Source organism: Aestuariivirga sp. (genome assembly GCF_044239095.1).
GTDB lineage: Bacteria > Pseudomonadota > Alphaproteobacteria > Rhizobiales > Aestuariivirgaceae > Aestuariivirga.
In genome coordinates this window covers 1-20,788 of record NZ_JBIICB010000045.1, presented here as the reverse complement: position 1 = coordinate 20,788, position 20,788 = coordinate 1, and the positions used below count along the sequence as shown (strand labels likewise).

Genomic DNA, 20,788 nt, shown 5'->3' with positions numbered 1-20,788 from the left:
GGCACCTCCCAGAGCGGCGCGTTGGACGCTGCCATGGCCTTGAAGCCCTTGTTGATCGCGTCCTGGTGCGAGCCCGAAAACGCCGTGAAGACGAGTTCGCCCGCGTAAGGGTGGCGCGGGTGGATGGGCAGCTGGTTGCAGTATTCCGCCATGCGCACGAGTTCATTGATGTTGGAACAGTCAAGCCCCGGGTCCACGCCCTGACTGTACATGTTCATGGCGAGCGTGACGATATCCACGTTGCCGGTGCGCTCTCCGTTGCCGAACAGCGTTCCCTCCACGCGGTCGGCGCCTGCCAGCAGGCCCAGCTCCGTCGCGGCCACGGCGCAGCCACGGTCATTGTGCGGGTGGAGCGAAATGGTCAGGCTGCCGCGCTGCTTGATGTTGCGGCAGAACCACTCGATCTGGTCGGCATGGATGTTGGGGGTGGACATCTCCACCGTGGCCGGCAGGTTGAGGATCAGCTTCTTCTGCGGTGTGGGCTCGTAAGCGTCGATGACCGCCTCGCAGATGTCGCGGGCAAATTCGAGTTCGGTGCCGGTGAAGCTCTCGGGCGAATATTCATGCCGGACCACGCTTTCCATGCCGAACTCGCGTTCGAGCTTGCGGATCAGGGTGGCGCCCTTCACCGCAATGTCGATGATGCCCGGCTTGTCCAGCTTGAACACCACGCGGCGCTGCAGTTCGGAGGTGGAGTTGTAGAGGTGCACGATGGCGCTCTTGACGCCCTTCAGGCTCTCGAAGGTGCGGCGGATCAATTCCTCGCGCGACTGGGTGAGAACCTGGATGGTGACGCCATCCGGAATCCTCTTGCTGTCGATCAGGTGCCTGACGAAGTCGAAATCGGTCTGCGAAGCGGAGGGGAACCCCACCTCGATCTCCTTGAAGCCCATGTTCAGCAGCGCATCGAACATCCGCATCTTGCGGTCGAGGCCCATCGGCTCGATCAGCGACTGGTTGCCGTCACGCAGGTCGACCGAGCACCAGACAGGGGGGCTGGTGATGGTCCTGTTGGGCCATTGCCGGTCGGGCAGTTTCACGGGGGGAAACGGGCGGTATTTTTCGCGGGGAGAAATCATCATGGGATCAAGTCTTTCGGAATGCCTGGCTTAGCTGGAGTGTTTCGATGCGATCCCCCAAGAGCCAGGGCTGATGCCCGGCCGGCCCTCAGGGGCAGCTAAGAAGGAGGCGGCCAAGCGCGGGCGGCAGCGAAAAGGCTGCTGGCATGAACATGATGTTCCGCGCGTTGGACATAAAACGACCTATAAAGCAGGACGGCGGACGGCGCAACCGGTGTCGCTCGCCCCGGGGGATCATGCTCAATCCATTGATCTTGCGCGCGTTCCGACCAGGTGATTCCACCTGGCCGGAACGCGCGCTAGAACTTGCCGATCGCATTGATGAAGATGCCGTGGTCGTCCTTCGTCAGGTCGCGCAGGTCGTCGGAGAAGTGGCCGAGATTATAGCCGACGCCGACCTCGAAATTTTCGCCGAGGTGCCGGTAGATGGCGGCCAGCGCACCAAGATCGGCGGTTTCGCCCGTATCCTCCCACAGCGCGCGGGCTTCCAGAAGCAGGTCCCAGTTCCGCACGACGTGAAAATCCGCCCGGACCACGCCGATTTGCGCCGTGGCGCTTTGCCAGCCGCCGCCGTCGCGCGGCCTGGTTTCACCCAGCCTCAGCCCATATTTGCCGCCAAGCGTCAGCATGCGGGTCACATCAAGTGAAGCATCGAGGCTGAGGATATGGCTGCGCTGGGCCGGACCACCCGTCGTGCCATCGGCCGTCACCTGGTCAGGCCCGGGCAGGTCGTAGAGGAAGGTGTATTCGGCCAGCGCATTCAGCCGGTCATTCGTGACGGGGCGGTAAGCATAGCCGATCGAGGCCTCGACGTAGTCACCATCGCGGGTGGACTGGGTGGCCTCCGAGATCACCACGTCAGCCGCGGCGATGACGCGCCAGTCGTCGTTCAGCGCATGGCTGAAACGGCCCGCCAGATAATAGGCGGTCACGTCCTGCGCCGCGTCATCGGCATCGTCGCGGCGGAGTTCAGCCTTCAGCGCCGCGTTCAGCCTCTCATCGGGCGAATAGGCGGCGGTAAGCGAGATGGCGTGGCGATCAACACCGCCCTCGTCGAAGGCGGCGTTGGAGAAATCATCCCAGACCATTCCGGACTGCACCGCGCCGCCCACCCTCCATTCCGGCCGCGGCGTGTAGGTGACGCCATAGACCTGGGTAAGGCTGGGGCTGGTGTTCCATACGTCATAGCGGTTCTCGGCATAGACGGAGAGCCGCTCGCTGAAACCGCGCTTCACACCGGCAACGATGCCGCCGAGATCCTCCGTGGTACTGCCAGCGAAGCGGTCCTCCGCCCAGCGGTCCGGATTGAGTTCGTAGCCGATGTAATAGCGGTCAGCGGCGGTGGGCTCATAGCTCAGCAGCGCGCGCCCGCCGAAGCCGCTGATGCCATAGGAAACCTCTGCTGAGGCATCCACCGTGTCGGTCAGCGCCCGGCTGCCGCCGATGCCGGCGCGGTCATTGCGGGCAATGCCCCCGGCGCGCTCCAGCGTCATCTGCCCAAAGGCATAGACCGAGGCGTCAGGCCCCAGGACGCGCGAAAGCTTGACGGCGCCATCCGTGCGCTGGCCGTCCCGGTCCGCGTCAGGATCGTCCACCATCACATGCGAGAACCCGCCGGAGAGGAAGACCTGCTCACTGAGCGCCACGGTCAGTCCGGCGCCCGCGCGGCGTTGCATCTCGTCCGTGCCGGTTGTCAGCTGGTCGCCATGGACTTCGAGGCTGACCTTCTCCGAGAGGGCCAGATCGCCCTTGAAACCCAGCTCATGGCGATTGCTGCTCACCTGCTCGTCGAGCGTCGAGAATCCGTTTTCCTTGTAGGCATAGCTGAACTCGAGGTCGCCCTTGGCGCCGGGTGCGAGGTCGGCGGCATCGATGCGGGAGAGCACGCGGTAGGCATTGGCGCGCCGCCCTGCCCCGGCCGGATCAACGTCGGTGATGGTAAGGCCGCCATTGAGCGATTCCGAAACGCCGAAGCCCGGCCCGTCAGACTGGGCCACCTCCGCCTCGATGAAGCTCCGCTCGGATGCATAGAGCTGAATATCGGCCCCGGCCAGCGTCTGGCCGGCGGGGCCGGTGTTCTCCCTTGCACCGGTAACGCCCAGCCGGACATGCTCGCCGATCCACTGCTGGGCGCGGCCGCCATAGACATAGCCATCCACATCGCCTGTGGCGGGCGTGAACTCATAGGCCACCACCAGATACTGATCATTGCCGCCAAGCGCGCCTTCGCGCACCAAAGTCCCGTCATCCGCATTGGAGGCGAGCGGCTCGTCCAGCAGCACCATGCCCTGCAGGTAGTCGATGGTGTAGTCATGCCCAAAGCGGAGCAGGCGCCTGCCGACGAGCCGCCCGGTCACGGGGTTGCGGATCTCGACATAGACCGACTCCGAGCCCACCGTGATGTCTTGCTGCTTCAGGAAATAGGCAGAGCCGCCGGTGCCGCGCAGCACGTCGCGCTGCGGCAGGGTGCCGGGCTGCGCGGCATAGGCATGAAGTTCGCCCGCGCGCTCGCCAGAGGCCACCATCTTGTCTGATTTGAGCACGAGATTGCCGCCATAGAGCCCGCGGTCATTGCGCAGGAACTCCGTGCCGCGGATGTCAGTCTTGAAGTTGCCCCACAAGACGCGGCTGTCGCCCCGTTCGAGGCGGACATAGAACTTGCCGCGCGTGGGCGCATCCTCGATGCTCACCGAGTCATCGCCATAGACGGCGTAGTAATCGTCAGGGTCGATGCGGCTCAAGAGGCTCTTCGGGTCCTTCTCGTCGAGGCCCTTGAACATGTTCTCGACCGGCCCCTCGCCGGTGTCGGCGGCGGCGGTCAGGAGATAGCTGCCCTTGATCTTGCCCTTCAGATAGAAGGCGGCGCGGCCCTTGGTGTAGACACCGTCGAACTCGCCGGGCTTCACCGCCTCGATGCCCTTGCTGCCAGAATTGCTGCCGAGGGTGAGGTCCGCAAGGCCAACGTAGAACCATTCGGAAGACGGGATGTTGACGGCGCGGTTGAAGCTGACGGAACCGTCCTCGCCTCCCCTCAGCGCCACGTCAACCTGATGGTCTCCTGGCGGCAGGATGCGCTGCACGACGAAGCGTCCCGCCGCATCGACGGGGATCGTCTCGCCCAGCACGCTGACCCGCGTGCCGTTTGGAACGTCGCGCCCGGCCACCGTGATGGCGCCGCCCTCCACAGGAATGTTGCGGAAGGCCGTGTTGTCATCCGAATAGCCGGGAGCAGCACCCGCTTCTGCCTCAGGCGCCACGGCCAGGGCGGCACGGCGCGCCAGCGTCAGCGGCCGCGTCTCATCGAAGCGGCCCTGAGCATCGTAAACGCGCAGCACATAGACGAAGTCGTCAAGCTCTGCTGTCCGAGTGGCGGGTGGCATGGTCCAGCTTGCGTGGCCCGCGGCATCGACCTTCACCACCGCAACCGGCTCTGCGGGCGCGTAACGGCCGGTGGCGAAAATGCGAATTTCCTGGCGCGCGATGAAGGCGGGATAATTGCTGCTGGCAAGAAACGGCACCTCCTCCCCCACCGCAAAAGAGCGGCGGGCGTTTGCGGTGGCGGCATTGAGGATGGGGGCAACGCCCAACCCGTCATACGTCACCTGGATGCCGGCGGTGTCCGGCTCCGGGGCGGGTCCCACCACTTGCTCGTCATCGACCGTCACGGAGAAAAGCTCGCGCTCCGTCTCGTCCGCGCGGGCAGCACCAAGGCCTGCTGCCGCGGTGAGGAGCAAGCTTGCGAGCGACACCGTCAGGACTGTGGCCCTGCCCTTCATGGCCCGCTCTTTCCACCGATGATGCGGGTTTCGATCGCCAGCGGGCCGTCGCCACCGGCATCAGCCCAGCGCCGCTGAATGTCCCGGATGACGGATTTGAGCCGCGCGCGGGCCAGCTTGCCGTCTTCGCCCACATAGGTGATGCGCAGGCGCGAGGGCTCCGCTTCCAACATGGTGACGAGCTGCTGCAGCCCGGACTGCCACTTGGGCTTCAGTGCCGCATGCCCGGGCTCGAACACCTGCGCATTGAGATCGAGCTTCACCAGCCGGGTGCCCGCAGCACCAAAATTGAGCTTCACGATCTTGCCGCGCGTGAGGCGCACCTTGCGGGGATTTTCCGTCGTCACGCGATAGCCAGCGGGCAGCGTGCGCGCATCGAGCTTGACGATGAAGTTGGAGCCAATATCGACATCCGGAATATCAGCGCAGGCGATGGAGAAGCGGCCATGCGGATCAGTTGTGATGAGAAGCCCGCGCACGGTGGCCAAGCGCACGCCCGGAAGGCCGGGTTCGCCCTCGTCCTGGTAGCCGTTGCGGTTCTGGTCGTCGAAGACCTTGCCGATGATATCGCTGCAATCGAACACCGCTTCGTCGAGGATGCTCACCCGCGCCCGGGCCGAGGCCACCACGCCGCCCGTCGCGGGGTCAATCAGCTGCGCCTGGTTGACGTTGTCGCCCACCGCCGCCGACGCCGTGGCAATCAGCGTAAGCTCAAGCCTGATGGCCCCCTTGCCATCGGGTATCAGCCCGTCAAAGGTGAGTGAGCGGCCATCGATCGAGGGCGAAACGCGCGTGCCATTCGCCGCGGCACTGCCCTCGTCATAGGCGAAGCCCGGCGGCATGATGTCCACGATGCGGGCGGGCGAGAAGCGCACATTCTGCGCGATGATGACGTAAGGCACCCGCTCGCCGCGCTTCACCGTGGTGACCTCGGCCGTCTTGCTAAGAGTGGGCTTGCCCGAGGGCTTGACCACGGGCACCAAGACCGTGTCCTCCACCTCCCCCGTCTCGTTACTGTCAGCGGTCGCGGTATTGACGATCTCGCCCGCCTCCGCATCCGCCGCCGTCACCGTGAGGGAGCCGGTGAGAACGCAAGTGCCGCGCGGCGCAATGCTGGCGCAGGTGATGCTGCTGGGCGTGATGCGGCTGTCCGTCACCACCACATTGGTGAGCGTGGCGGTGCCCGTGTTGGTGGCGGTGATCGTGTAGGTGAGCCGGTCAGATTGACTGACAGAGCCGCTGCCATCCACATCCTCATGGCCTGTGTTGCGTTTCTCGATGATGAGTTGGGCAACCAGCACCGGAACGGTGACGGTGTCCCGCGCGGGTTCTGTCTCTGCACTATCAGCCGTCGCGGTGTTGACGATCTCGCCCGCCTCCGCATCCGCCGCCGTCACCGTGAGGGAGCCGGTGAGAACGCAGGTGCCGCGCGGCGCAACACTGGCGCAGGTGGTGCTGTTGGGTGTGATGCGGCTGTCCGTCACCACCACAGTGGTGAGCGTGGCGGTGCCGGTGTTGGTGGCGGTGATCGTGTAGGTGAGCCGGTCGGACGCGGAGATGATGCCGTTGCCATCCACATCCTCATGGCCGGTGTTGAGTTTCTCGATGATGAGCTTGGCGTCAAAGACGGGAACGGAGAGGACATCCTCAACGGATGGTGTCTCGTTGCTGTCCGCGGTGGCGGTATTGTCCACCCTGCCCGCCGTCACGTCTGCCTCCGTCACGGTCAGAGAGCCACTGAGAACGCAGGTGCCGCGCGGCACGACACTGGCGCAGGTGGTGCTGTTGGGCGTGATGCGGGTGTCCGTCACCACCACATTGGTGAGCGTCGCGGTGCCCGTGTTGGTGGCGGTGATCGTGTAGGTGAGCCCGTCGGAGACGGAGATGATGCCGTTGCCGTCCACATCCTCATAACCGGTGTTGAGCTTTTCGATCTCGAGCCTGGGCAGCAGGACGGCGACCGAAAGACTGTCCTGCACGGGGCCCGTCTCGGCACTGTCGGCGGTCGCGACGTTCACGATATCGCCTGCCTGCGCATCCGCCGCTGTCACCGTGAGGGCGCCGGTGAGAACGCAGGTTCCGCCCGCCACCACGCTGGCGCAGGTCTCGCTGCCGGGCGTGATGCGGGTGTCCGTCACCACCACATTGGTGAGCGTCGCGGTGCCGGTATTGGTGGCGGTGATCGTATAGACCAGGCGGTCGGACGCGGAGATGAAGCCGTTGCCGTCAACATCCTCATGGCGGTCCAGCACCTTGTCGATGCCGAGGCGGGCATCGGGAGCGGGGTTGACCGTCACCGTTCCGGACGCCGTGTCATTGCTGGGGTCGATGTCGAGCGATGTCGTTGCCGCAGTGGCGGTGTTGGTGAAACTCTGCGGCAGGGATTGCACCGCTATGATGCGCACCGGCACGGTGATGGTGATGAGGCCACCGCTTGAGACCGTACCGAAATTGCACAGGAAGGATGTTCCCCCCGCTGCACCGGAGCAGGAATTCTGGCTGGCCGTGCCGGTGGCGACGCTGGCGGAGGGAGCACCCGTCAGTTCCATGCCGGCCGGAAGCGTGTCGGTGAGTTGCGTGTTCTCCGACTCCGTCAGCGCGCCATCCTGGCGGTTGAGCAGCGTGATGGTGAAGGTGAAGGGCTGGCCCACAGCCACCGCCGGGCTCGACGGCACCTTGGTGACGGCGAGGTCGACGCGTGTGGTGACCGTCGTCGTCTCGCGGTCCTCATTGTTGCCGAGATTCGTGTCGAAGCCGTCCGCCACCTCGTCGGAGGAGACCGCGACGATATTGTCCACCACGTCTTTTGCCACGCCTTCCATGGTGATGGTGATGACGCGGCTCTGGTTGGCGGGCAGAAGCGGGAAGCCGCAGCGCAGCGTGCCGCCAACCGAACGCTGCAGCGGAACCAGTGAGCAGCTTCCGTCCGGCGGGATGGTGTAGGAGCGGAAGGCCAGCCCGCTGGCGGGCAGCGTGTCGGTGACCACGACATTTTCGGCCGCCGATGGCCCGTTGTTGTTGACCGTCACCGTGTAGGTCATGGTGCCGCCGATGCCCGAGGGGTCCGGGCTGTCGGTCTTGTTGACCTGCAGGTCGAGGATCGGGTTCTGGACCGGGGTCGTGAGCGTGAAGTTATTGTTGCCCGCAACGTCGCCTGACGTCGAGGTGCTGACCGTCACGAGGTTGGTGATGCTGTCGCCACGCAGCGCCGTGCCCGGCCGCACCACGATCTGCACGGTCTGCTGCGCGCCGCTGGGGATGCTGCCGAGGTTGCAGATCACCTTGTTGTTGCCGCTGCGTGTGTCAGACAGGAGCGTGGGCGTGGTGGTGCAGCTTCCCGTCGAGGGCGTTGCGGAGACGAAGATCAGCCCGTCGGGCAAGGTGTCCTCGATCGTCACGTTCTCCGCGGTGCTGCGGCCATCGGGCTCCGTTCTCGCGGTCACGACATAGGTGAAGTCCTGCCCCGCCGCGGGCGAGGCGGGCGTCACCGTCTTGCTCACCGAGACATCGGCGCGGGCGGCCACCGTGTAGGTGGCAAAACCGGAATTGTTGTTGGGGTTGGAATCGGGCGTGGCGGTCGTGGCGCTGGCCACGTTGATGCGCAGGCCCGCAACACCACCCGGCCGCACCGACACGACAACGCCGGGGCAGTCCGCACCCGGCGTGCAGACAGGCAATGACGCGATGGTGCAGGTCATGCGGCCGCTGGTGCCGGTGGCCCCGCCCAGCCCCTCCAGCGAACAGCGCAGGCCCGAGGCGGCATCGGCCGGCGGCGAGACGGACACCATCCCTGCCCCGTTGGGCCCGATGGCGTTGTTGATCAGATTGCTGAAGTTATCGATGAGCGTGACATTGGCTGCCGCCGTGGGCCCTCTGTTGATGAGTTCGATGCGGAAGGTCTGGACATCGCCCGCACCCACCGTGCCGAGATCGGCGCGCTTCACCACCTGCACATCGGCAACCGCCGCCGGGTCCGTTGAGGTGGAGGTGATGGAGGCGGTGTTGTTGATGAGATTGGGGTCGGGCCAGTTGGGATTGAGGGTGGTCACCGTCATGCTGTTGGTGATGTTGCCCGAGGCCGTCACCGTGGCGGTCAGCGTCACCTGCGGCGTGAAGCTGTTGACGGCCAGGGGGGCTGCATCCGTATAGCTGCGCTCGCAGCGGATTGCGGCAGCACCTTCCACGGGCACCGCCGGAGTACAGGCCCAGCCGTTCAGCGTATAGGCTGTGACGCGCAGGCCCGCGGGAAGATTGTCCGTCATCACCACCGTGCCGGTGAAGGGCCGGTTTCCGAGATTCACCGTGCTGATGGAGAAGTTGTAGCTCTGCCCCTGCACGACGGATGTCGGGCCGGACTTGATGGCGGCGAGATCCGCCTTCGGCTCCTCGACGGTCACCTGCGTATCGCTGGCGGTGTTGTTGGAGAGGTCGGGATCGGGCGGGCCCTGGGCCGCCATGGTGGCGGTGTTCTGCGCCTGACCCGCACTCACCACATCAGCCTCGATGGTAATGCTGCCGAGCGGGATGTTGGCGCCGGCACCGCTTCCCGAGGGAAGGCTGCATTGCACCAACTGGCCCGTGACGGAGCATGTCCAGCCGCTGCCCGCGGAGGGCGTGACGCTGACGATGCTGTAAACCGCGGGAACATTGTCGGTGATCGTCAGGTTGAACGGCTCTTCGCCAGTGTAGCTCGCGCCCAGCGTGAAGGTGACACGGTCACCCACCACAGGCGTGCCTGTGGGCGCGCGCGACTTGGTGATGCGCAGGTCGGACCCCGGCGTGATCGCGGTGTTGAAGGTGCCCGTGTTGTTGTCAGGGTTGGGATCGGGCGGCGTGCTGCCGGTAACACTGCCCGAAACGGTCACCGTGGAGGTGGCGGCGGCAATCACCTGGCCGGTGAAACTGAGGCTCGCCGTGGCATCCACCGCCAAGGGGCCGGGAATGGTGCAGACAAGATTGGCGCCGCTCACCGCGCAGCCTGGCGGGCCTTGAAAATTGGCGATGCCGGCTGGCACCGGTACGCTGACCACGACGTTGCTGGCGGCAAAGGGCCCGAGGTTTCGGGCCGTATAGCTGTAACTGACCGTGCTGCCCGACTGCGCCGTGGCGGGGCCGGAGATGGTGAGGCTGATGTCAGCGCCCTGCGTGACGGTGGTCGACTGGGAGACGTCGTTGTTCTGCGGCTGGCGGTCACCAGCAATGGGAACGAACGCGTCCACCGTGATCGTTCCCGGCGTGCTGGTCAGAACCCTGGCGCGCAGCGTTGCGGCCTCACCGCCCGCAAGCGCCGGAAGGCTGCAGGTGACGGTGGCCGGGCCGGTCGCGGGAACCGGGGCGCAACCGGTGATCGTGTCACCCGCACTGCCACCCTCGAAGATGGCGTTGGCCGGAATTGTCAGACGGACGGTATTGGCCGGGGCGGTTGCGGTGGCCAGATCATCGTTCCGGACGGTGACGGTGTAGACGACGGTTCCGCCGGCGGGAATCGGGTCGAAGCCTGTGTCGTTGATGTTGACGACCCAGTCCGTTGCGCGCGCCTCCCCGGCCGCGAAACCCGCAACAAGCAAGCTGAGCGCAAACAGCACCGCCCGCGCACTGGACCCCAGTTTCGGCAACACCACCCCGTTGGCTGGCGCGCTGCCGCACCCGCCTTCCCTGACACATTGTCTGAAATGCCACCCGGCGCAGACCGCACCGGATGCCGGGGTTCTCTCACCGGTTCGACTCAACCGGCGGAACGCCTCGTAACCTTCTTTTAACGATCAGTATGGAGGAAACAACCATCGATTGTCAAACCTACCCTAGATGTCATCCACTGAATTTGGAGACATGCCCAGGGCCAGCAATCGGGAAGCATTTGGCGGCGGGACGGGGAACGACTATACAGTCGCGGGAAAGACGGCAGCCGCCACCTCAAGGAAGAAGGCAACCCACGTGAAGACATCCATGATCATTGCCCTTGGCCTGCTGGCCGCCTCCGTCAGCCCGGCATGGGCTGGACCCTGCGAGGACAGCCTGAGCAAGGTCGATGCAGCGCTCCAGTCGGATCAGGTCTCGCCCGAGGTGAAGACCCAGGCGCAGGACATGCGCGACCAGGCGGCCGAGCTGTGCGGGGCCGGAAACGAGGCCGAAGGCGCAGATGTGCTGGCGGAAGCCATGGCACTTCTCGGCATCGAATAGCCGGGCACTCAGGTCTCGAAGGCGAGCACCGCCAGGATGATGGCGAAGAGCGCCGACATCCATACACCTGACACGAACAGTTCCATGCGCGCAAAGAGCGACTGGTCGCCCGTTCGCATCATGCGGCCCGCCGTCATGCGTGCCAGGCCGTGGCACAGGGTGAGCAGCACCACGAAAGCAAGCTTCACCAGGAACCAGACATTGGGTTCCTCCGCCGGCGGCAGATTGAGCCAGAGGCCGATGCCGGTGATCCAGATGGCGAGGATCACCACATCCGCAATGCGCGCCAGCACGCGGCGCAGGAAGGCCAGCGCCTCGCGCCGCTCACCCTTCTCGCCCGCGGCGATGCGGATGTTGATGTAGTTTGCGATGCTCATGCCCGTGCCCGTGGCAATCGCGATCAGATGGGCGATGAGCAGAATGGTCTTCATGCGAGCGTGGCCCTCCCCTGGCCGGTCATGGCCTCGTCCCCGTCAGAGTTCTAGCACACCCGACATGATTTGCACGGCCTGACCCGCCACGCGGACCGCCGCCAGCTTCGCACCCGCAATATCGAACGCGAGCCAGAGGTCAGACGGCCGCCCCATCTCGTACCCCTGCTCCAGCCGGAAACGGTGGGTGCCGTCCGGCAGCGTCTCCGCCGCAAGCAGCTGGGCGGCAAGAATGGTGGTGGCCGAACCCGTCGCGGGGTCCTCCGGAATGCCCTCGCCCGGCGCCAGGGCTCGGGCACGGAAGGACGTTTCCGCATGATCGCCGCCGCGCGTGTAGAGATAGACCATGCCCGTTCCGAGCGGACGGAAACTCCGGGACCATTCCGGCTCGCAGGGTCTGGCCCTCGCCAGCGCGCCGCGGGTCTTCACCGGCACATAGAGGAAACGCGGCCCGCCCTCGAGCAGGCGCATGGCATGGCCCTCGAAGCCAATGTCGCCGGGCTCGATGCCGAGCGCACGCGCCATGTCTTCAACGGCGGGCACGGCTGGGCCCGCTTCGAAGGGGATGACAGGTGCGGTGAACTCCGCGCGCGGCACGTCACCGATGCGCGAGACCTTCACCGGCACAAGGCCCGCCACCTCCTCCAGCCGGATGGTGGTCTCGAAGGAGCAGCCCTGCTTGTACTTCCGGCTGGCCAGGTGAATGGCGCAGCCGACCGTCGGGTGGCCGGCAAACGGAATTTCCGCCGCCGGGAAGAAGATCCGCACGCTCGCGGTGTTGGCCTTGTCCTTCGGCGCGCGCACGAAGATCGTCTCGGACAGGTTGAACTCGCGCGCGATCGCCTGCATCTCGGCATCGCTCAGCCCATCCGCCTCCTCGACGATGGCCAGCGGATTGCCGCCGAAGCGGCGGTTGGTGAACACGTCATAGGTATGGAAGGGGAGCTTCATGTGAACAGCGCCTCATGAATGAGCTTGAGTGAAATGAGAAACAGCGCCACCTCGACGAGGCGATAGAAGATCCCCTCGGGAATGATCGCGGTGAGCTTGTAGCCAATCAACGCACCCGCCACCGCCACGGGCGAGAGCATCGCCGCCACCTCGAGATTGGAGGGGTTGAATTGGCCGAGCGCCCAATAGGGCACAAGCTTCACCAGGTTGATGACGGCAAAGACGATGGTGCTGGTGCCAGCGAACATCATCTTCGGCAGCTTCTGCGGCAGCACATAGGCCTGATAGGGCGGCCCCCCGGTGTGGGAGACGAAGCTGGTGAAGCCCGCGATGGCGCCCCAGAACAGGCCCCGCGGCACGTCCGCCCGCTTTGGGGGCGCGTTGGATTTCCGGAAAACCACCGTCGCGCAATAGTAGAGGCCGACGACGCCGACGATCAGCGTCACCATCCATTCTTCCGTGATCTTCGCCGTCGCCCAGCCGAGGCCCACGCCGAAGATCATGGCAGGCAGCAGGATTGCCAGGTTCCGCCCGCTGTAGTCCTTGCGGTAGGCCCAGAGCCCGACCATGTCGCTCACGATATAGACCGGAAGGAGAAGCGCGGCCGCCGCCACGGGCGGCATCACCAGGGCCAGCAGGGGCACGCCCAGCACGCCGACCATCGGCAGGCCACCCTTGGACGTGCCGACGAAGAACGCCGCAACCCCCGCAACCAGGAAGAACGTCAGGCTCCAGTCGATCACGCCGCTTCAGGGCCCAGCGCCAATGCTGCATGGTCCTTGCCGAGGAAGCGGCACAGCATCTCGACCACGAAGCCATGGTCCTCGCGCTGCGGCACGCCGGATACGGTGACCGCACCCACGACGCCGGTGCCTGTGAGATGAATCGGGAATCCGCCACCCGCCGGGGCAAAATCCATGGGGTCCATGCCGCGCGTGGCATCGAAGGCCTTCTTCTGCAACGCATGCTCGCGCCCCACCCGGTAGGATGACTTGTGGAAGCGGTAGACGGTGTTGACCTTGCGGCGAACCCAGTCCGGGTTTTCAGGCGTCGTGCCGGGCAGCGCCGTATAGAACAGGGGTCGGCTTCCAATGCGGATGTCGATCACGAAGGGCAGCGCCCGCTCCACCGCGGCTTGCCGCATGAGGCTGCCGAGCGCCCAGGCGTCCTGCTCACTGAAACTTGCGAAGCACAGTTCTGTTTCCTGCCGCGCGATCTGCGCGATGTCCTGCTCGAGACCCATGAATTCCCCCCATTGTGGCGTCACCCCGGCGAAGGCCGGGGTCCAGCTTCAAGCGTCCAAAGCTGGATCCCGGCCTTCGCCGGGATGACGAACATAAAAGCAGAAGGGCGGCTTCATGCAAACCGCCGTTCTTGACGTTTTCGGAAGACAGGACTGCCCTTTCGCAATGCCGAAAAAAAACGTTAACAATTTGTCACTTAAGGTTGCAACCTTGTGAATGTTCTTGTTACCTATAGGTCAGAATTACGCGATGTCAGACTTGACCCACAACGCCCACCCCATCCATTCCGCCGCGCCGACCAGCTGGCTCGTAAGGCTCGGCTTCCTTGCCATTTTGGGGGTTGGACTCGCTTATTGCACGACCCAACTCATCGGCGACGTCTCCACCGCCCAGGAAGCGACCCCCTGGCTGCTGCTGCTGCTGGCGCTATTCGTTGCGCTCGGCTTCGAATTCGTCAACGGCTTCCACGACACCGCCAATGCGGTCGCCACCGTCATCTACACACGCTCGCTTCCGGCCCATTTCGCAGTGGTCTGGTCCGGCCTGTGGAACTTCCTCGGGGTGATGATGGCCTCCGGCGCTGTCGCATGGGGCATCGTCTCGCTGCTACCGGTCGAGTTGATCCTGCAGGTGAACAGCAGTGCTGGCCTCGCCATGGTCTTCGCGCTGCTCATCGCCGCGATCGTCTGGAATCTCGGAACCTGGTGGCTGGGTCTGCCAGCGTCGAGCTCGCACACGCTGATCGGCTCGATCATCGGCGTCGGCCTCGCAAATCAGCTGCTCGCCCCCACCGGCACCGCTACAAGCGGCGTCGATTGGGACAAGGCGCGCGAAGTCGGCCTCGCCCTTTTGATTTCACCGGTCTTCGGCTTTGTCGCCGCCGCCCTGCTGCTGCTCGCCCTCAAGGTCGTGGTCCGCAACAAGGAGCTGTTCAGCGAGCCCGCCAAGGACAAGGCGCCACCGCTGTGGATTCGCTCGGTTCTGATCGCAACCTGCACGGCCGTGAGCTTCGCCCATGGCTCCAATGACGGACAGAAGGGCATGGGCCTCATCATGCTGATCCTCGTCGGAGTGGTGCCCACCGCCTTCGCGCTCAACCGCACGCCCGACCCCGCCATGCTCGACCAGTTCCGTAGCGCCTCGGCAGCTCTCGTCCAGACGCTGGACCGCTACGCCGAACCAGGGGTGAGCGTGTCCGACCCGCAGGCAGCCGTGGCCGACGCCGTCCGCAACAAGGCCTGGACGCCGCAGACCACCGTGGCGATGAGCACGTTCCTGCGCCAGCTCGACCAGCGCATGACCGACTACAAGTCGCTCGCCAACGTGCCGACCGACCTCGTCTCCAACCTGCGCAACGACCTCTATCTCGTCAGCGAGGCGCTGAAGCTCGTCGACAAGAAGAAGCAGCTTCCGATGACGCCCGAGGACCTCAAGACGGTCAGCACGTTCCATGCTGCGGTCGACGGGGCCACGCGCTTCATTCCCACCTGGGTGAAGGTGGCGGTGGCGCTGGCGCTGGGCCTCGGCACCATGGTGGGCTGGCGCCGCATCGTGGTGACTGTGGGCGAGAAAATCGGCAAGTCACATCTGACCTATGGCCAGGGCGCAGCCGCTGAGACGGTGGCGGCCGCCACGATCGGCGTCGCGGACGTCATGGGCCTGCCGGTGTCGACCACCCATGTGTTGTCGTCTGGTATCGCCGGCACCATGGCGGCCAACGGCTCCGGTCTCCAGATGTCGACCGTGCGCAATATCATGCTCGCCTGGGTGCTGACGCTGCCCGCCTCGATCCTGCTCTCAGGCCTGCTCTTCGCCCTGTTCCGCGCCATAATGTGAGCGCGCCCGCTGCCGATACAAAAGGGCGGCCAACAGTGGCCGCCCTTGTTCTTGTGCCGTGGGGTGGAGGGGCTAGCGCGCGTTCCGACCAGGTGGAATCACATGGTCGAAAAGAACTCGCGCAAGTTCAATGAATTGAGCATGATCTTATCGCAAAAGTGGTTTCCACTTTTGCGGATCATGCTCTAGTTGCGCGCCTTGTCCACCAGCTTGTTCTTGCCGATCCACGGCATCATCTCGCGGAGCTTGGCGCCCACTTGCTCGATGTTGTGGCTGTCGTTGTTGCGGCGGATCGCCTTGAAGCGGGCAGCACCGGCGCGGTACTCCTGCATCCACTCGGACGTGAACTTGCCGGTCTGAATGTCGCTGAGGACGCGCTTCATCTCTTTCTTGGTCTCGTCGGTGATGATGCGCGGGCCGGTCACGTATTCGCCCCACTCGGCGGTGTTGGAGATCGAGTAGTTCATGTTGGCGATGCCGCCCTCATAGATGAGGTCGACGATGAGCTTCACTTCGTGGAGGCACTCGAAATAGGCCATCTCGGGGGCATAGCCCGCCTCGACGAGGGTCTCGTAGCCAGCGCGGATCAGCTCCACGAGGCCGCCGCAGAGGACGACCTGCTCACCGAACAGGTCGGTCTCGCACTCTTCCTTGAAGGTGGTCTCGATGATGCCGGAACGGCCGCCGCCCACGCCCGAGGCATAGGAGAGAGCGAGGTCATGGGCATTGCCCGAGGCGTCCTGGTGGATGGCGATGAGGCAGGGAACGCCGCCGCCCTTCTGGTATTCGCCGCGCACCGTGTGGCCGGGGCCCTTCGGCGCGATCATGACGACGTCGATCGTCTTCTTCGGCTCGATGAGGTTGAAGTGCACGTTGAGGCCATGGGCGAAAGCAACCGCCGCGCCGTCGCGGATGTTGGGGGCGATCTCGTCGCGGTAGATGTCGGCCTGAAGCTCGTCCGGTGTTGCCATCATCATCAGGTCGGCCCACTTGGCGGCTTCCGCCACCGTCTTGACCTTGAGGCCGTCGGCCTCCACCTTCTTGGCGGTGGGCGAGCCTGCCTTGAGGGCGACCGCGATGTTGGTGGCGCCCGAATCCTTCAGGTTCAGCGCGTGGGCGCGGCCCTGGCTACCATAGCCAACGATCACGACCTTCTTGGCCTTGATCAGGTTAACGTCGGCGTCCCGGTCATAGTAAACACGCATGGCTAAGGTCCATCCCTCTGGAATTGAATTGGCGCGGGAATAGCGGGGGGCACGGCCCAAGGCAAGCGGCAAAAGCCCAAGGGCCGGGCCGGGCTTGCGCCATCAAACCTTGGCCGGCGGGACCTTTTCAGATGACCTGAACGTCGACGGCCCCGAACTTGCCATTGGCGAGTTGCGATGCCTTCATCGTGAGCAGCAGGTTTTTCCCGTCGCCGAACCGCCAGTTCATCAACGTGCTGGAGGGCAGCTCAAGCAGGGTGATGTCCTCGCTCTCGTCAAAGTCACGCAGTCTGGCCCATGGCACGTGGCCCATGCCGGCCACGCCATCGGCCGCCTGCTCCTTCCACAGCTCCTCGCAATCGGCCAGAAACTCTTCGGGCAGGCTGTCAGGGTTGTCGGCATAGGCGTGCTTGGCGCGTTCCTGAAGATAGAGAACGTAATCGCGCTGCCAGCCGGGGGCCGCAGGATCATGGCTGGTAAAGGGCAGCCCGGCGGACTGCCCGCCCTCGCCTGCGGGATGGGTGGAGACCGGGTTGGGCCACGCCACGGCCCGCATCTCGGCCAGAATGAGATCCATCACCACGCCGGAGAACGGCACCGATGCCGCCATCGTATCAGCCGCGGCCTTCAGATTTTGGAGCTTTTTCAATGCCCCCGTTTCTTGCACGGCCGGAGATGTTGCGGCCAGTTCCATCATCCGCTGTGCGGACGGCCAGTCGAATGGCAGGAAACGGGACTCGGTCACGTCCCATGACTGCGCAAAAAGGCGCTTCATTCCATGGTTGGCCCCTTCGCGGCGCGGTGCTTCCTGCCCGGCCGGTACCGCGATGAGATCCACAGGCCAGCGCGGAAAGGCCGGAACGGCGCCGGACCCCAGAATATATGACCCGGACGGCATGGCCGGTGTGCGCTGCAGGGTGCCTGCCTCATGGAAGTGCACCACATGCGGCCGGTAACTGCGCGGACCGAGGAAGACGGCAAGCCATCCCTGCCGCGGGCCGAGCCCGCCCCAAAGACCGGGCGGCAATTGCGTGCAGTCGATCTGCGCCAGAAGCTGCAGCGCCTCGCCGTCGATGACGGGCCATGGCATGCCGGGCGGCAGCCGGGCGGCCCCTGCCAGCCAGCCTGCCCCGCCGTCTCCGAACGTGATGGGCACCTGCGGCACGAGGCGCACCGAAACGCTGTCCTTGCCACGAAACGGCAGCATCTTCTGCGGCGGCTTTGCCGGTTTTGCCGGGCTGGCCGGCTTTGCGCCCGCCTCAGCCCCGGCCATCCGGTTTGCCTTGGACCCGTTTTCTGGCTGGCCGCGCAGGGCGCGCGCAATGCGTTCAGGCGAGACAACAGGCATGACGCCAGACTTGCGGGCGGGCGGCGCGGGGGTCACCGCCGCCACAGGTACTGCCGCCACCGGCGCTGGCGGGCTGGGCCGGGCCGGGGCGGTGCGCACCTGGCTGCCCTTCCACACAGAGACCAGGGCGAGCAAGGTCAGGACCGCCAGCACGGCAACAACGACCCATTTTCCGGCGAGGTTGAAGAGCGTCAGATAGGGTGTTGCCCACCCCTCCGTCTCCAGCGCCACCAGAAGGGCATAAAGCGTGAGCACGGCCAGTGCGGCAAAACCGATCAAACCATTCGGCAAGCGCATGCGGCCCGGTCCCCCTGTGGCAAGATCCCCAAAGTGGTTAATATTTTCAATCTACGCGCGTTTCAAGAGCGCAGTTGTGGGCGGAGGCCCAGGCGGCTCTCGTCAACAAGAAAAAGGGGCCTCGCCACAGGCGAGACCCCCTTGAGACCACGTCAGAAGGCCGTCCGGATCAGCCCAGCTTCTCCTGGGGGATGCCTCGCATCTTCCACAGGCTGTAGACGACGCCCAGGGCCAGGATGGCGAAGGTGACGGACAGCGACATCACGGGCGGGATCTTGTCCAGCCCCAGGAGAGGTGCTGCGAAGATCTTGGAGCCGATGAAGATCAGGACGATGGCCAGCGCCAGCTTCAAATAGTGGAACCGCTTCACCATGGCAGCGAGCGCGAAGTAGAGGGCGCGCAGGCCTAAGATGGCGAAGATGTTCGAGGTATAGACGATGAAGGGGTCGGTGGTGATGGCGAAGATCGCCGGAACCGAGTCCACCGCGAAGATCACGTCCGCCACCTCGATCAGGATCAGCGCCAGGAACAGCGGCGTCATGAACCAGGCGAGCTTGCCGGTCTTCGGGTCTTGCCTCTTGACGAAGAACTTCTCGCCATGGTGCTCGTCCGTCACGTTGAAGCGGCGGCGCATGAAGGCGAGGAGCGGGTTCTTCGCGACATCGTACTCCTTGTCTGCGAACACGATCATCTTGACGCCGGTGGCGATCAGGAACACCGCGAAGACATAGAGCACCCAGGAGAATTCGGAGACGATCGCCGCACCAAAGCCGATCATGATGGCGCGGAGCACGATGACGCCGAGGATGCCCCAGAACAGCACCCGGTGCTGGTACTTCAAGGGCACCGCGAAGAACGAGAAGATCATGGCGATGACGAAGACATTGTCCATCGCCAGCGCCTTTTCCACCGCGAAGCCGGTCAGATATTCCATGCCGGGCTGGGCGCCGAGCGACCACCAGACCCAGCCGCCGAAGGCCAGCCCCAGGCCGATGTAGACGGCGGAGAGCACCAGGCTCTCACGCGCCGAGATTTCCCGGTGCTCCTTGTGAAGGACGCCGAGATCGAGCACCAGCAGCGTGATGACGATGCCGATGAACATGAGCCACATCCAGACGGGCTTGGTCAGCCAGTCAGCGAAAAGGAACGTGGACAGAAATTCCATGAAAACTCCCTGCATGATGTCTTTTCTCGTCCGACATCACGCCGAGGGGATCGGCGCCAGAGGGGCCCGGACATCAGGGAAGCTGGTATCCATGCGCTGCAATTTCAACGGGCAGAAAGATTACAGTTTGGAAAGCTGCAGGCGCCCCTTCGCCATTAGCGGGGCCGCTGGTAAGCTCTACCGGAATTGGGAGGAATGGCATGACACCGGAAGAGCGGATTGCAAAAATGGGCCTTGTGCTGCCCGAGGCGGCGGGAGCCGTGGCCAACTACGTGCCCTGGGCAATCAGCGGGAACGTGGTGATGACATCGGGCAACCTGCCCTGGCGGGATGGAAAACTCGCCTATGCCGGGAAGATCGGCCGGGAGCTTTCGGGCGAGGACGGGTACCGCTCCTGCCAGCTCTCCTGCCTCAACGCCATTGCCCAGATCAGGCAGGCGGTGGGAGAGCTCTCCAAGGTCAAGCGCATCGTGAGACTGGAGGGCACGATGTGGGTGGACGAGAGCTTCAAGGAGCACCCCAAGTGCCTGAACGGCGCCTCCGACCTCATCAATGAGGCCTTCGGTGACAAGGGGCAGCACACGCGGATGATCTACACCAACCCCGTAATGCCGTTCGACTGCACGTCCCTCGTCGTTCTCTACGCGGAGATCTGAGCATGGACCGCTTGGCCGAACTTGAGCGGGCTCTGGGACCGGGCCACGGCATGGTGGGCCAGCGCCTGCTCTCCGAAACGGAAGCGGTGCGCGTCTGGCGGATCGAACTGCAGCCCGGCGAGCGGGTGGCCTTCCACACCCATGTGCTGGACTATTTCTGGACCGCCCTCTCCCCCGGCCGCTCGCGCTCCACCGCGGGCGACGGGCGGGTGGTGGAGACGAGCTACGAGACGGGCACCACGCGGCATTACAGTTTTGGCCCCGGCGAGCGCATGGTGCATGACCTCGAGAACATCGGCAGCACGGTGCTGGCCTTCACCACGGTCGAACTCAAGCTCGGCAGCGCCAACGCGCCGCTGCCGCTTGCCGTGACACCTGAGAACTAGAGCATGATCCGCAAAAGTGGAAACCACTTTTGCGAAAGGATCATGCTCAAGCCATTGAACTTGCGCGAGTTCTTTTCGACCAGGTGATTCCACCTGGTCGGAACGCGCGCTAGTGGATTGGCCGGGACAAAAGAGTCCGATTGAAGGTTCCCAACGGCTTGTTGACGTGCGAATCTGAAAGGATGCGCAATGGTATCAGTTTCACCGTTTCCGCCGCCGACTGTCAGCGTCTGC

At 64.6% G+C, this 20,788-nt stretch carries 15 protein-coding genes; 4 read left to right on the top strand and 11 right to left on the bottom strand.

The features are described from left to right. The 3 genes from ACILRA_RS06480 to ACILRA_RS06470 all read right to left on the bottom strand — a co-directional run. Positions 1–1,082 (bottom strand): 2-isopropylmalate synthase (locus ACILRA_RS06480; protein WP_395661280.1); only part of this gene is annotated, 1,082 nt, incomplete at its 3' end. 296 nt (positions 1,083–1,378) lie between these two features. Continuing rightward, the gene (locus ACILRA_RS06475; RefSeq protein ID WP_395661279.1) at positions 1,379–4,855 is read right to left on the bottom strand and encodes a TonB-dependent receptor; all 3,477 of its coding nucleotides are present in this window, start codon (positions 4,853–4,855) and stop codon (positions 1,379–1,381) included. Next, the gene (locus ACILRA_RS06470; protein ID WP_395661278.1) at positions 4,852–10,470 is read right to left on the bottom strand and encodes a hypothetical protein; all 5,619 of its coding nucleotides are present in this window, start codon (positions 10,468–10,470) and stop codon (positions 4,852–4,854) included. Before ACILRA_RS06470 ends, ACILRA_RS06475 begins: the two co-directional genes overlap by 4 nt. Before the next feature lie 331 nt (positions 10,471–10,801). On the opposite strand from ACILRA_RS06470, the gene ACILRA_RS06465 reads away from it, so the two are divergent. Next, positions 10,802–11,035, top strand: a complete 234-nt coding sequence (locus ACILRA_RS06465; RefSeq protein ID WP_395661277.1) for a hypothetical protein — start codon at positions 10,802–10,804, stop codon at positions 11,033–11,035. 8 nt (positions 11,036–11,043) lie between these two features. Here ACILRA_RS06465 and ACILRA_RS06460 read toward each other — a convergent pair whose 3' ends face one another. From ACILRA_RS06460 to ACILRA_RS06445, 4 genes are read right to left on the bottom strand one after another with little or no spacing between them, the layout of a single operon-like run. Beyond that, entirely contained in the window at positions 11,044–11,466 is a 423-nt protein-coding gene (locus ACILRA_RS06460; protein ID WP_395661276.1) for a hypothetical protein, read from the bottom strand. 42 nt (positions 11,467–11,508) lie between these two features. Then, a complete protein-coding gene (locus ACILRA_RS06455; protein ID WP_395661275.1) occupies positions 11,509–12,417 on the bottom strand; it encodes a PhzF family phenazine biosynthesis protein in 909 nt (302 codons plus the stop codon). Further along, on the bottom strand, positions 12,414–13,160 hold the full coding sequence (locus ACILRA_RS06450; RefSeq protein ID WP_395661274.1) for a sulfite exporter TauE/SafE family protein: 747 nt from the start codon (positions 13,158–13,160) through the stop codon (positions 12,414–12,416). Before ACILRA_RS06450 ends, ACILRA_RS06455 begins: the two co-directional genes overlap by 4 nt. Further along, positions 13,157–13,660 carry a heme-degrading domain-containing protein gene (locus ACILRA_RS06445; protein WP_395661273.1) on the bottom strand — a complete coding sequence of 168 codons (504 nt, stop codon included), beginning with the start codon at positions 13,658–13,660 and terminating at the stop codon, positions 13,157–13,159. Before ACILRA_RS06445 ends, ACILRA_RS06450 begins: the two co-directional genes overlap by 4 nt. Before the next feature lie 250 nt (positions 13,661–13,910). Here ACILRA_RS06445 and ACILRA_RS06440 point away from each other — a divergent pair, with 250 nt between their 5' ends. Next, complete coding sequence (locus tag ACILRA_RS06440) at positions 13,911–15,497, top strand: inorganic phosphate transporter (RefSeq protein ID WP_395661272.1); 1,587 nt, start codon at positions 13,911–13,913, stop codon at positions 15,495–15,497. A 185-nt stretch (positions 15,498–15,682) separates the two neighbouring features. Here ACILRA_RS06440 and ilvC read toward each other — a convergent pair whose 3' ends face one another. The 3 genes from ilvC to ACILRA_RS06425 form a co-directional block, all read right to left on the bottom strand. Continuing rightward, positions 15,683–16,702, bottom strand: a complete 1,020-nt coding sequence (gene ilvC / locus ACILRA_RS06435) for a ketol-acid reductoisomerase (RefSeq protein ID WP_395661271.1) — start codon at positions 16,700–16,702, stop codon at positions 15,683–15,685. Positions 16,703–16,829: 127 nt separating this feature from the next. Further along, on the bottom strand, positions 16,830–18,347 hold the full coding sequence (locus tag ACILRA_RS06430; RefSeq protein WP_395661270.1) for a DUF1963 domain-containing protein: 1,518 nt from the start codon (positions 18,345–18,347) through the stop codon (positions 16,830–16,832). Between the two features lie 169 nt (positions 18,348–18,516). Continuing rightward, positions 18,517–19,512 (bottom strand): TerC family protein, encoded by a 996-nt coding sequence (locus ACILRA_RS06425; RefSeq protein WP_395661269.1) that lies wholly within the window; start codon positions 19,510–19,512, stop codon positions 18,517–18,519. A gap of 200 nt (positions 19,513–19,712) precedes the next feature. On the opposite strand from ACILRA_RS06425, the gene ACILRA_RS06420 reads away from it, so the two are divergent. Beyond that, positions 19,713–20,168 (top strand): RidA family protein, encoded by a 456-nt coding sequence (locus ACILRA_RS06420; RefSeq protein ID WP_395661268.1) that lies wholly within the window; start codon positions 19,713–19,715, stop codon positions 20,166–20,168. A 2-nt stretch (positions 20,169–20,170) separates the two neighbouring features. Further along, positions 20,171–20,554 carry a hypothetical protein gene (locus ACILRA_RS06415; RefSeq protein ID WP_395661267.1) on the top strand — a complete coding sequence of 128 codons (384 nt, stop codon included), beginning with the start codon at positions 20,171–20,173 and terminating at the stop codon, positions 20,552–20,554. On the opposite strand, the gene ACILRA_RS06410 is transcribed toward ACILRA_RS06415, so the two are convergent. After that, a partial coding sequence (locus tag ACILRA_RS06410) for a hypothetical protein (protein ID WP_395661266.1) occupies positions 20,551–20,788 on the bottom strand: 238 nt, incomplete at its 5' end. The genes ACILRA_RS06415 and ACILRA_RS06410 overlap by 4 nt on opposite strands.